The sequence below is a fragment of the Pseudomonas protegens genome (assembly GCF_013407925.2).
GTDB lineage: Bacteria > Pseudomonadota > Gammaproteobacteria > Pseudomonadales > Pseudomonadaceae > Aquipseudomonas > Aquipseudomonas fluorescens_AP.
This window is the reverse complement of record NZ_CP060201.1, coordinates 2,887,810-2,900,167: the sequence shown is the minus strand read 5'-3', so window position 1 is coordinate 2,900,167 and position 12,358 is coordinate 2,887,810. Positions and strand designations below refer to the sequence as shown.

At 57.3% G+C, this 12,358-nt stretch carries 10 protein-coding genes; 6 read left to right on the top strand and 4 right to left on the bottom strand.

Going from position 1 to position 12,358, the window contains the following annotated elements; translation table 11 throughout:
- Positions 1–254 precede the first annotated feature (254 nt).
- The 3 genes from aguB (at position 255) to GGI48_RS13350 (ending at position 2,684) form a co-directional block, all read left to right on the top strand.
- Positions 255–1,133, top strand: a complete 879-nt coding sequence (gene aguB, locus GGI48_RS13360; RefSeq protein WP_016963615.1) for an N-carbamoylputrescine amidase — start codon at positions 255–257, stop codon at positions 1,131–1,133.
- A 5-nt stretch (positions 1,134–1,138) separates the two neighbouring features.
- Complete coding sequence (gene aguA, locus GGI48_RS13355) at positions 1,139–2,245, top strand: agmatine deiminase (RefSeq protein ID WP_179598663.1); 1,107 nt, start codon at positions 1,139–1,141, stop codon at positions 2,243–2,245.
- Positions 2,246–2,483: 238 nt separating this feature from the next.
- Entirely contained in the window at positions 2,484–2,684 is a 201-nt protein-coding gene (locus GGI48_RS13350; RefSeq protein WP_016963613.1) for a hypothetical protein, read from the top strand.
- 60 nt (positions 2,685–2,744) lie between these two features.
- On the opposite strand, the gene GGI48_RS13345 is transcribed toward GGI48_RS13350, so the two are convergent.
- The gene (locus GGI48_RS13345; RefSeq protein WP_179598661.1) at positions 2,745–4,844 is read right to left on the bottom strand and encodes a TonB-dependent siderophore receptor; all 2,100 of its coding nucleotides are present in this window, start codon (positions 4,842–4,844) and stop codon (positions 2,745–2,747) included.
- A 262-nt stretch (positions 4,845–5,106) separates the two neighbouring features.
- On the opposite strand from GGI48_RS13345, the gene GGI48_RS13340 reads away from it, so the two are divergent.
- The 3 genes from GGI48_RS13340 to GGI48_RS13330 all read left to right on the top strand — a co-directional run bounded on the left by GGI48_RS13340 (position 5,107) and on the right by GGI48_RS13330 (position 7,748).
- Entirely contained in the window at positions 5,107–5,802 is a 696-nt protein-coding gene (locus GGI48_RS13340) for a DsbA family protein (RefSeq protein ID WP_179598659.1), read from the top strand.
- A gap of 27 nt (positions 5,803–5,829) precedes the next feature.
- On the top strand, positions 5,830–6,219 hold the full coding sequence (locus GGI48_RS13335; protein WP_016963609.1) for a nuclear transport factor 2 family protein: 390 nt from the start codon (positions 5,830–5,832) through the stop codon (positions 6,217–6,219).
- A gap of 239 nt (positions 6,220–6,458) precedes the next feature.
- Positions 6,459–7,748, top strand: a complete 1,290-nt coding sequence (locus GGI48_RS13330) for an OprD family porin (protein ID WP_016963608.1) — start codon at positions 6,459–6,461, stop codon at positions 7,746–7,748.
- Between the two features lie 170 nt (positions 7,749–7,918).
- Here the strand turns inward: GGI48_RS13330 and GGI48_RS13325 are convergent, their stop codons facing one another.
- The 3 genes from GGI48_RS13325 to GGI48_RS13315 all read right to left on the bottom strand — a co-directional run bounded on the left by GGI48_RS13325 (position 7,919) and on the right by GGI48_RS13315 (position 11,807).
- Positions 7,919–9,049: a lysozyme inhibitor LprI family protein gene (locus tag GGI48_RS13325; protein ID WP_179598657.1), complete on the bottom strand. Its 1,131-nt coding sequence runs from the start codon at positions 9,047–9,049 to the stop codon at positions 7,919–7,921.
- Between the two features lie 31 nt (positions 9,050–9,080).
- Complete coding sequence (locus GGI48_RS13320; protein WP_179598655.1) at positions 9,081–9,467, bottom strand: c-type cytochrome; 387 nt, start codon at positions 9,465–9,467, stop codon at positions 9,081–9,083.
- Between the two features lie 1,317 nt (positions 9,468–10,784).
- Positions 10,785–11,807, bottom strand: a complete 1,023-nt coding sequence (locus GGI48_RS13315; protein WP_260620655.1) for an acyltransferase family protein — start codon at positions 11,805–11,807, stop codon at positions 10,785–10,787.
- Positions 11,808–12,358: the final 551 nt, after the last annotated feature.

Sequence of the window (12,358 nt, the reverse complement as noted above, 5' to 3'; positions counted from 1 at the left end):
TTGCGTTCAGCTCCATTCGCCGGCAAGCCGGCTCCTGCACCCCTCAGTAGGAGCCGGCTTACCGGCGAATGTGTTTATGGTTACTCGATTGTTATCGGTATTTTGTCGGATATTTTTCGCGATAAAGATCTATGCGGCTTTTTAAGTCGATATTTATCGGATATAAAGTGACCGTCGTCAGGCGCGACCTTGTCGTGCCCCGTCCTTTTCCTATCCGTTGTCATCGACCGCGTCCATTGCCCGGGAGTTGTTCCATGAGCCGTATCGTTACCGTCGCCGCTACCCAGATGGCCTGTTCCTGGGACCTTGAGGCCAATCTGGAAACCGCCGAAAAACTGGTCCGTGAAGCCGCCGCCAAGGGCGCGCAGATCATCCTCATCCAGGAACTGTTCGAGGCCCCGTACTTCTGCCAGAAGCCCAACCCGGACTATTTGCAACTGGCCACCACGGTGGACAGCAACGTGGCCATCGCGCACTTCCAGAAAGTCGCCCGGGAGTTGCAAGTGGTGCTGCCCATCAGCTTCTACGAGTTGGCCGGGCGGGCGCGTTTCAACAGCATCGCGATCATCGATGCCGACGGCAGCAACCTGGGGATTTATCGGAAAAGCCATATCCCGGATGGCCCCGGCTACCACGAGAAGTACTACTTCAATCCGGGCGATACCGGCTTCAAGGTGTGGAACACCCGCTACGCGAAGATCGGCGTGGGCATCTGCTGGGACCAGTGGTTCCCCGAGTGCGCCCGCAGCATGGCCCTGCAAGGCGCGGAGCTGCTGTTCTACCCGACCGCCATCGGCAGCGAGCCCCACGACAGCAGCATTTCCTCTCGCGATCACTGGCAGCGGGTGCAGCAGGGCCATGCCGGGGCCAACCTGATGCCGCTGATTGCCAGCAACCGCATCGGCAACGAAGAGCAGGACGGCTACGACATCACCTTCTACGGCTCGTCGTTTATCGCCAATCAGTTTGGCGAGAAGGTTCAGGAGCTCAACCAAACTGAAGAAGGTATCCTTGTGCACCGCTTCGACCTCGACGAGCTCGAACACATCCGCAGCGCCTGGGGCAGTTTCCGTGACCGTCGTCCGAACCTCTATGGCGCGCTGAAAACCCTCGACGGTTCCCTGGAGTCCTGAACACTATGAGCACTTTGCACAGCACACCGCGCGCCGACGGTTTCTACATGCCGGCCGAATGGGCGACCCAGACCCAGACCTGGATGATCTGGCCCGAGCGCCCTGACAACTGGCGCCTGGGCGGCAAGCCGGCCCAGGCCGCCCACGCCGCGGTGGCCAAGGCCATCGCGCGCTTTGAACCGGTAACCGTGGCGGTGTCCGCGGCCCAGTATGAAAACGCCCGGGCGCGCCTGGACGTGCCCAATATCCGCCTGGTGGAAATGTCCAGTGACGATGCCTGGGTCCGCGACACTGGCCCGACTTTCGTCATCAACCACAGCGGCGAAGTGCGCGGCGTGCACTGGGGCTTCAATGCCTGGGGCGGTTTCGAGGGCGGTCTGTACGCGCCCTGGAATCGTGACGAGCAGGTGGCCAGCAAGGTGCTGGAAATCGAGCGCTGCCAGGAATACCGCACCGAGGGCTTCGTGCTCGAAGGCGGTTCGATTCACGTCGACGGCGAAGGCACGCTGATCACCACCGAGGAATGCCTGCTCAACCACAACCGCAACCCGCACCTGTCCCGCGAGCAGATCGAGGCGGTGCTGCGCGAGCATCTGTCAGTGGAGCGCATCGTCTGGCTGCCGGACGGCCTGTACAACGATGAAACCGACGGTCATGTGGATAACTTCTGCTGCTACGTGCGTCCGGGTGAAGTGTTGCTGGCCTGGACCGACGATCCCCAGGACCCGAACTATCCACGTTGCCGGGCGGCCATGCAGGTGCTGGAAAACACCCTCGACGCCAAGGGCCGCACCTTCAAGGTGCACAAGATGCCGATTCCCGGTCCCTTGTATGCCACCGAAGAGGAATGCGCCGGTGTCGATGCCGTGCAAGGCAGCCAGGAGCGCAATCCCTCGGTGCGCCTGGCCGGTTCCTATGTGAACTTCCTGATCGTCAATGGCGGGATCATTGCACCGAGTTTTGACGACCCGATGGATGCCTCGGCCAAGGCCATCCTGCAGACGCTGTTCCCCGAGCATGAAGTGGTGATGGTGCCCGGGCGCGAACTGTTACTGGGGGGCGGCAATATCCATTGCCTTACCCAACAACAGCCTGCGCCACAGCGAGTTTGAGTGCCGTTGTAACAGCGGCCGCACAAGGCAGGTCGCTGTATCGGTCCTGAGGCTTGTCAGCGAGCCCGCAGCCCAGAGGGGTTGCGGGCTTTTTCATGGCCGTATGTCGGCGCATCCGACACATTGGCATAGCTCTTGTATCTGCCTTGGGGTGATTCTGAGACATGTGGAACATTTGTTGTTCTGTCATAAACCTTGGATAAGTTAGGCCGCTCAGATACCAGGAGAGAGCGCTGGAATGAACATGGTCAGCGAGCGGACGTCCCATCCCTTGGCAATGAGTAACGAGTCGCTGCAGGCTCTGGCGCAATGGTTGAAGTCCAATGGAACGCGTCAGATCAGGGAACCTGATCCGCGCCGGATCATCGTTGAGCGTTACCCCGCTGGATTGCTCAGCGAGGCGGAACTGCAGGCACTGTGGGATGTGGTGAAAGGATAGAAAACGACGGATTGTAAAAAGCGCTGCCGGGATGGCAGCGCTTTTTTTTGGCTGGGCGTTTTAGAAGCGGTAGTTGCCGGTGACCACCAGGCTGCGCGGATCTCCTGGCTGGATCTGGAAGGCGCTGGTGGCCGAGCTGTAGTACTCGCGGTCGGCGATGTTGTTCAGCGCCGCGCGCACGTCCCAGTCCTTGTGCCTGTAGCCGGCCAGGGCATCCCAGCGGCCATAGCCCGGCAGCACCACGGTGTTGCTGCTGTCGGCGTAACGGTCGCCCACCAGGGTCAGGCCGGTTTCGGCGTACCAGCCCAGCTCCGGTTTCCAGGTGATGAACAGGCTGCCATTGCGCTTGGCCACGTTGTTCACCCGCTTGTCTTCGAAGCCGTTGTTGTCCTTGACCACCACCGCGTCCTGCAGGCCGATGCCGCCACGCAGGTACCAGTTGCCGACGAGCTTGCCGCTGGCGGTCAACTCGATACCCCGGGAGCGTTGCAGGCCGGTCATGAGGATGATGTTGCGGTCCAGCGGATCGGTGGTGCGGCGGTTGTAGAGTTCCAGCTCGTACACCGCCAGGGTGGTGCTCAGGCGCTCGTCCAGCCAGTCGCTCTTGACCCCGACTTCCTTCTGTCGGGTCAGTTCCGGGCTCAGGTCATTGCCGTTGCCCGGGGCGTTCGGGGTGATGCCGATCAGGCCGCCGCCCACCGGTGCGAACGACTTGCTCCAGGAGGCATAGAACGAGTGGTGCTCCAGCGGTGTCCAGACCACCCCCAGGCGCGGGCTGACGCTGTGGCTGGCGCGACTGTCGGATACCCCGGTGCGGCGGTTGGTGGTCTGCACTTCGAAGTTGTCGTAACGCAGACCGGCCAGCAGTTGCCACTGATCGTTCAGGCGCAGTTGGTCCTGCACGTAGAGCGCCCGGCTTTCCACTTCGGTGTGGTTGTTGCTGGAAACCTGCATGCGCCCGGTGTGGCTCTGGTATGGATTGGGAGTGTACAGGTCCACTTCAGGCACTGCCTGGCTGCCGGGGCCCGAGGTGGCAGCGTTGTAGAGGATCGGGTCGCGGCGCTGGCTGCCGAATTCCAGGCCGGTGAGCAGGCGGTGTTCCAGGCCGAAGGTGTCGAAACGACCCTCCAGCTCGCTGTTGTTGTAGACGTTGCGGGTCTTCAGATCCTGCTGCCAGCGTTGGCGTTGCACCTTGCCGGTGCTGGCGTTGTAGCCGGTCTGGTAGGTGTTGTCGAAATCGCTGTCGAGCTTGAACACCCCCAAGGTGTGGCGCAGCTGCCAGCTATCGCTCAGCTCGTAGCTCAATTTGGAGCGCAGGGATTGGGCCTTGTCATCGATGTAGTCGCGGTGGTCGCCGTAGGTGGTTTCCCGGCCGACGTTCGCCGGGCGGCCGTTGAGGCTGGTGATGCCGCGGTCCGGGGTGCGGTTGTAGCGGCTGTATTCGTATTGCACCAGCCAGTTCAGATCCGGGGTCAATTGCCAGCTCATGGATGGCGCGAACAGCTGGCGGTTGCCGCTGACGCCATTGCGGAAGCTGTTGCGGTCCTCGTTGCCCAGGTTCAGGCGCAGGCTGAGGTTCTCGGTGGGATCGGTGCTGAGGTCGGCATACAGGCTGCGCAGGTCCTGGCTGCCGCCCTGGACTTCGACGCTGGAACGGCGACCGAACTCCGGCAGCTTGCTCACCCGGTTGACGATGCCACCCTGGCTGCCACGGCCGTAGAGCACCGCCGCCGGGCCCTTGAGCACTTCGATGCGCTCGATGTTGTGCAGGTCGCGCACGTACTGGCTGTCGTCGCGGATGCCGTCCAGGTAGAAGTCGTTGCTGGCGTCGAAACCGCGAATTCGCAGGCTGTCGAAGCGCGTGTCGGCGCCGCTGCTGACGTTGGGAATGCCGCTCAGGGCGTTGCCCAGATCATTGACGCCGTAGTCCAGCACATTGGCGGTCTTGATCGTGTCGATGGCCTGGGGCACGTAGCGCGCGGCGGTGGCGGTGCGGGTGGCGGTGCTGACTTCCTTGACCCGGGGATCGTCGGGATCGGCCTCGGCTTCGGCGCTGATGGAGGTGGTTGGCAGGGTGGTGCTGGCGGCGCAGGCAAAACCGGCGGTCAGCAGGGTGCAGAGTCCCAGGGACAGGGGCGTAAGGCGGAAATGGGCAGGCATCTGAAGCGCATCCGAAAGCAAGGTGAGTCGAGGGATGCAAATGATAATGCGTGCTATTTACTTGCGTTAATTATTCTCTTATGGCGCCCTTGCTCTATTGTTTCTAATTATGTCGCTGCCTTATCTGCCCGCATACGCGGACTAAACAGGGAGATTCGTCCGGTTCGCGCAACAGACTAACAACCATTTCGAGGTTTTTCCCCTGGCGCCCGGGGCATAGTCTGCCTGCCATCGAACACTCAAGATCCTGTTGGAGTCCCCCATGTCCTCGGCCACCCTTCACTACATCTATGACCCGTTGTGCGGCTGGTGCTACGGCGCCAAGCCGCTGGTGCAGGCAGCCCGCGCGGTATTGCCGGTACAGGCCCATGGAGGCGGCATGATGACCGGCCGCAACCGCCAGCCGGTGTCGCCACAGCTGCGTGATTACGTCATGCCCCATGACCGGCGCATCGCCGAGTACACCGGGCAGCCTTTCGGCCAGGCCTATTTCGAAGGCCTGCTGCGCGACCATTCGGCGGTTTTCGATTCGGCGCCGCCGATTGCCGCGGTACTGGCGGCCGAGGCCCTGGGTGGACGCGGACTGGAGTTGCTGGGGCGCCTGCAGACCGCCCATTACCTGGAAGGCCGGCGGATTGCCGATCGCGAGGTCCTGCTGGAACTGGCGCAGGGCCTGGGCTTGGCTGTCGAGGCATTCGCCCCGGCTCTCGATCGGGCCACGGCCACTGAGCTGGATGAGCACATAAAGGCCAGTCGCGCGCTGCTGGCCAAAGTCGGCGGTCAGGGTTTCCCGACCCTGGCGCTGGAGCGCGATGGCCGCTATCAGTTGCTCGATATCAGCCCCTGGCTGGGCAAGCCCGAGGCGTTCGCCCACTGGCTGCAAACCTCCCTGGGCGCTGGTTCCGGCCCGCAAGACGGCGCGCTCCACGCCTTTGGCCTGGACGGTTGCGCGCTCTGAACTCACCTGACCTGCATGGAGTCACCCATGGATAACCTCGCGTTGATCAAGAGCACCTACGAAGGTGCCAACTCCCAGGAAAATGCGCGCAACACCGCCGCGGCCCTGGCCCCTGATGCACGTTGGACTGAAGCGGCGGGCTTTCCCTATGCCGGCACCTACGTCGGCTTCGAGGCGGTGCTGGAGCATGTTTTCAAGCGCCTGGGCTCGGAGTGGCATGACTTCACCTTCAAGGTGGAAAACTACGTGGCCCAGGGCGACAAGGTCTTCGCCTATGGCAACTACCAAGGCATCTACAAGGCCTCGGGCAAGCCGATCGATGTGCGAGTGGCCCACTTGTGGACCCTCAAAAACGGCAAAGTCACCCACTTCGAACAATTTGTCGACAGCCATAGCGTGCAGCTGGCAATGCTCTAGCCCGCAGTTCTTAGAATATTTTCAGCTATTCAAAGACGATTCACGAAATTGACACGTTGTTCAGGGCGCAGATAGGATTCGCCCCCAACGCCTGTGGCCAAGAGCCATATTTCAAAATAATAAAAGGCCCGCCGCGATCTCTCGTGGGCGGGTCTTTTTGTTTCATCGGTAGAAGAGCGTTTAAACGCCATAGCCGTGAGTGCTCACAGCGCGTCTCTAACCGTAATAAGGAAAATAAAATGTTGAAACAGCGGATCTGCTTGATTGCACTGGGGATTTTGAGCGCTACACAAGCCATGGCCGACGGCCAGGCCGATGCCAAGGGTTTTGTTGAAGACAGCAGCCTGAAAGTGCTGCTGCGCAACGCCTACATCGATCGCGACAAGAAAGACGGTAACCGTGACCAGAGCGAGTGGGGCCAGGCGGCCATCGGCACCTTCTCTTCGGGCTTCACCCAAGGCACCGTGGGTGTCGGCGTGGACGCCTTCGGTCTGTATGCGCTGCGCCTGGACAAAGGCAGCCACAGCGGGGGCCAGGGCATCGACTTCTTCAAGCGCAGTGAGAACGGCAACCAGACCCCAGCGGGCGACCTGGCCAAGGCCGGCGCCGCGGTCAAGTTCCGCCTGTCCAACACCGTGCTGACCTACGGTGACCAGATGCCGTCCCTGCCGGTCCTGAACTACGACAACGCGCGCCTGCTGCCGGAAAGCTACACCGGCACCCTGATCACCTCCAAGGAGATCAAGGGCCTGGAGCTGAACGCCGGTCGCTTCACCGCCGAATCGCGCAAGAGCGCCGAAGGCCGTGACAGCGGTGGCCTGAAGTCGATCAACGTATTGGGCGGTAGCTACCAGTTCACCGAGCAGTTCAAGGGCGCGCTGTACGCTTCCGACGTCGAAGACGTGCTGAAGAAGCAATACGTCAACCTGAACTACGTGTTCCCGCTGGCCACCGACCGCTCCCTGACCCTGGACTTCAACGGCTACCAGACCAAGCTGGACAAGGCCTACGCTAAAGACGCCGGCGCCGGTGGCCAGGACAACAAGATCTGGAGCCTGGCAGCCACCTACGCCATGGGCCCGCACTCGTTCACCCTGGCGCACCAGCGCAGCACCGGCGACAGCCACCTGGGCTATGCCTACGGCGGCTACCAGCGTGGTCAGAACCGCGTGGGCGATGGCGGTGGCACCATCTACCTGGCCAACTCCTACTGGTCCGACTTCAACGCCGAAGACGAGCGTAGCTGGCAACTGGGTTACGGTCTGGACTTCGGCGCCTTCGGCGTACCGGGCCTGACCTACAACGTGGCCTACGTGCGTGGCGACAACATCACCACCTCGACCTCCACCGGCGGCACCGAGCGGGAAATCTTCAACCAGCTCAAGTACGTGGTGCAGAGCGGTCCGGCCAAGGACTTGAGCGTCAAGGTTCGCAGCTCGATCCTGCGTGTGTCGCAGAAATCCAGCGAGTACAACGACAGCGGCAACGAACTGCGGGTGTTCGTCGACTACCCGATCAACGTGTTCTGATGAGCGTTTGATCAGCACCTGATTGCAGGTGGCGCAATGGAAAAACCCCGACTGGTTCGGGGTTTTTTTGTGCCTGGTGGGGAGCGGCGCGCAAGCGGTGGCTCGAAATCGATCTGTTACGGCCCGCCGCCGGGCCATGGCTGACCCGGTTCCTCGCGCGGACGTGCCTTTCAGTCATCCGGATTGATCGCGAACTTCAGCTGATCGCCTTCCAGGTACACCACCGCCTCACGGCCATGGATATCCACAGGGCGGGCTGAAATCGCCTCATGCTCCGGGACGATCTTGGACAGCACCTTGTACTGCACGTCGACCCGCCAGATACAGGCCCGCGGCCCTTCGTTATCGAAGTACAGCACCGGGCGGGTTTCGCTCCAGGTGGGATTGACGATGCTCCAGCCGGCTTCGACGTCGTTGTGCTCGGTGACGTTCTCGGTGTAGGTGTTGTTGCTCTGCCGGTCGTAATCCAGGGACAGGCTGTAGTTCTCCAGATTGAGGTCTTGGCCGACCCGCGCCCGGGCATGGCGCAGGGTGTTGGAGAGCGACTGGAACACCTGCTGGCTGGCTTCGGGAGCACTGCGCGAGCCCAGGCGATAGCGCATGCCCTGCTGCAACTCGCCGCCGCTGCGCTGGCGGTAGTAGAACACCCCGTCGACGATCCCGGCGAAGCGCTGCCCCTGATCGTTGGCCCCGGGCGAGGCCCAGCCGACAAAGCCGATATCCCGGGCGATGGGGTGCAGGCCAGGCTGGTCATCGGCGTATTCGTAGAGGGTGCCGACATAGCCTTCCTGCCCCTTCTGGTACCGACCGACGAACAGCACCACATGCAGCACGCCATCCAGCACCTGGGCGTCGACGATCTGCTGATCGCCCTGAGGAGGGGCGGCGGTGAATCTGGCCAGGGTAAAACGCTGCCAGTCGTCAGGGTCCTGCAGGCGGTACTGACGGGTGGGGTCCATGGGCAGCAGCTCGTCCTTGGCGGGTGCCGGAGGGATAGGCAACAGCGTGAGCATTTTCACCTGGGCCCGATAGGCCGACTCCAGGCAGTCACTGTCGATGCAGGTGTCGCGCACTTCCCGCAACCACTGGGCCTGCAACAAGCGAAACACCTGCAGGTGCTTGAGCGTCTTGTAGCGGCGGTTCAACTCATCGTCCTGGGCGGACAGGGTCGGCGTGGCGCAGACGGTTTTTTCCACCAGGGTCGAGGCCTTGGTGCAGTCGAAACCGGCGGCCTGCACCTGAGGCATGTATGCCGTCAGGGCCAGGCCCATGGTGACAAGCGACAGCAGAGGAAACTTCATCCAAACATCCTTGTGGGCAAGCGAGCGCAGATTAGGGGGCGGGGAAGGTCTGCAGGTAGGCCAGCAGATTATCGATTTTTTCCTCATCGCTCAGCCCCCAGAAAATCATCCGCGTACCGGGCACCACGGCCTTGGGGTCTTCCAGGTACTGGATGAGCTTGTCCCGGGTCCAGACAATGCCCGACGACTTCATGGCCGTTGAGTATTGATAGTCCGTGGCACTGCCGGCCGGGCGATCGATGATGCCGTTGAGTTGCGGCCCGAACGAACTGCGCACCGACGGGCCGATATTGTGGCAGCCGCTGCACAGGCGCTTGAACAGCTTGGCGCCGGCTTCGGCATCGCCGGCCTGGGCAGGGGCGGTGAGCAGCGTTGAACTGAGCAGCAGGGTCAGGATCGAGAGGGCGATACGCTTCATGTTCAGCCTGTATTTCACCGGAATTGGCAGCAATTTGATCATGACGAATGATTTTTTGAGGAATGACATTTTTTGTGGCTCAGCAGATCCCCCGAGAGAGCTGCATCCTTCATGATGCAGTCGGGGGCTGTGGTGCATCTATAGGTTTTACTCCGTCATAGCAAAGCCTAGAGTGTTCGGGATCACCCTGAGAAAGTTGATAGTAATTGGTCGCGAACAGTAGTTTATTGCTGCAGAAAAATCAAATTCATTCTGCTTTTTATGAGTGTTAAATATATGTGCGACCTTTTTGCTCACATGAGCATTAGTATGTCTGTGTATTTATAAATTGAATATAGTTATAGAGGCCGTAAATGTCAGTAGGATTTTGTGACACCTATTGTGAAATTCAGCATGCCCTAGGCAGATTGAAAAAATGTTAGCGGAAGGGGGGGGCAGGGCTTTTTTGGCGGTGGCGGGACTCTTGCTTAGCCGAGAAAGAAAATCAAAGTAAATATGAAGAATTTGTAGTGTGAGTCATTTATGTGAGAGTTTTTGCAAGTAATACGTCTGGCTCCATGCAGAGGTCCAGCCGTTGTTTGCTTCTAAGAGTGAAGAAGTATCTGAAACCCCCTGCGCTGTGGCGCAGAGCATTATGTGTAGTCAATTTATTAGTGTTTTGAAAAATGATCATGAGCAGTTTCTACGGGAAACATTGAGGATTGTTCTTTATCTAAAAAAACAGTCATCATCCTAGGCCGTATTGATCTCTGTCGCGCCTGGTTTTACTCAACTGAAGAAGTATAGGCAGCTTGTAGCAACCGCAATGTTCCTAGTGTCGCCTTTCGTTGATCAGAGATTGTGCTGCTAGCCGTCGTCGAGCCGATGCTGTTTTACGATAACACACGTGAAAGAGGTCGGAGTCTGCGCACACCACCCGCAAAAATTGCATGAAAGTTGTTGGGAAAAATTTTGACCCTTTGCTGATGGAAATGGTGCTGCTGATATTGGAGGTGGGAAATATGCTCTCTTCTTGCGAAGGCTTCAGGCAGGAGTTTTATTTGGAAAAAAGGTCATTGAAGTACTTGAAATGAACTCTATTGTTTTGAGCTCTCATCGTGGAATATCCCTCTACGGATTATAAGGATATGCCCTGCCAATAAAAAGCTCGGATTTACGGAGGAACTGTATGTCATCCGAAGACCGCGCATTTGACGTGCCTATTGGATAATGTTGTTTCGGCTGTCCTTAGGGTGATTGCCAGGAGTTTCCTCATCCTGTCCATTGGCAAATCAGGCGCGTCGACATCACTAGTCGTTGCAAGGTTTGCCTAAGCATTCAGCGTGTCACAGGTGGGTTTGACTTTGTGCGAGCTTTCATATGTACAAAATTCAAAGCAGGCTTCTCAATAAATAGCCACGAGCACGTCGCTAGAATGATTACTGCAATAATAGATAAAAACAAAGAGCTGTAAAAACCAAGCTCTGTGGCGTTTATTAGTAACTGTTGGACGGGGAACGCATAAAGATACATGCCATAAGAAATATCGAATTTTGATTTTATGATTCTATCTGTATAAAGTGTTCCGACTGATAGAATAAGAAGGCTAAATCCAATATTGCTGAATATGGAGGAAAACTCGGTTTTTAATGTGCTTGCAATAAGTGCTATTGAGAAAAGACAAAGATAAATTTTTGTTTTTTTACTGGAAAATATATTTTTATAGTAGTGCAGTGTCGAGCCGAAAAAAAAAGCAATGCCGACCGATGAGTAAATAAGTAATTTTGGTGCAAGCGGGTGTGTCGAGTTGGAGGCAGTATAGGCCATTATGCAGAAGGCGAGTGTCATAATAAGTGGCATTGTCACCCCAGGAAGAGTTCTCAGTGCAAGTGCTAGTATGATATAGAAGGTAAATTCAATTTTTAGAGTCCATAGGCTGCCGTTAAATGAGTCACTGAATATAAAATTGCTAGTGATGTTTTCTATGTTTGCACGACCAAGTGCTGAGATTTTCAAGAAGTCAGTCAATGCCTCGATGCTTATTAGGTAATCCCATCCGTTATTTTTTCCGAATATGCTGCTGGCTATATAAACCATGATAAATGAACAGCCTATTAATGCAGGAAATATACGAGCTATTCTTTTTTTGATGTAGCTATAAAAACTGGTACTGTGTACAAAACTTTGGGTGATCAAGAATCCGGAAATTGAAAAGAAAAATATGACGGCAAGTTGGCCTGGTGATGTGAAGTCTTGAATATTAGGTTCTTTCAACCCTGAAAGAACATAATGATGGCTGATCAATACTGCCAATGCTGCCAAATGCCTTATCAGATCGAATGAGTTGTTTCGGTTGATCACGCATTGCTCCAGACTTTTAATTGTCTAATTAGGAATCTGCTGGTGAGGTATTCGATACTAAAGTTCTCTTGGAAATAGAATCATGTCTGACTGTTGATTATTTTTCACTGACCTGAATTCTTTACCAATCTTTCCAATGTGAAAAGAAACTTTATTTTTCGGTTTATCACCAGTTTTACGTATTGTTCATGGAAACTTAAGTTGGCAAGGCGCGCATCTGCCAAAGCACTAAGTATAAAAACAAAGCAAAAAGCCAAATGACTGTGCAAATCATGCCTCGTCTAGGCAGGATGGGGGAAGGACTTGCATGGAATGAAAGATATACAAGGGAATACCATGCACTTGCGTGGGGCTGCATGGGGGGGCTCCAGTGTTCGGGCGGCTTTGAGCAATCCGTCTAGCATGGATCAGGTTTGATATGTGGGTGAATGCAGGGACACATGGTGGTGCCCTCTAGAAGAGGCGCCTATTTCTCCGGCCACTAAGCCGGGGCTGCACATGCAGACACATGCTAGCTGCGCCCTTGCTACGCATCACAGAAACAACAAAGC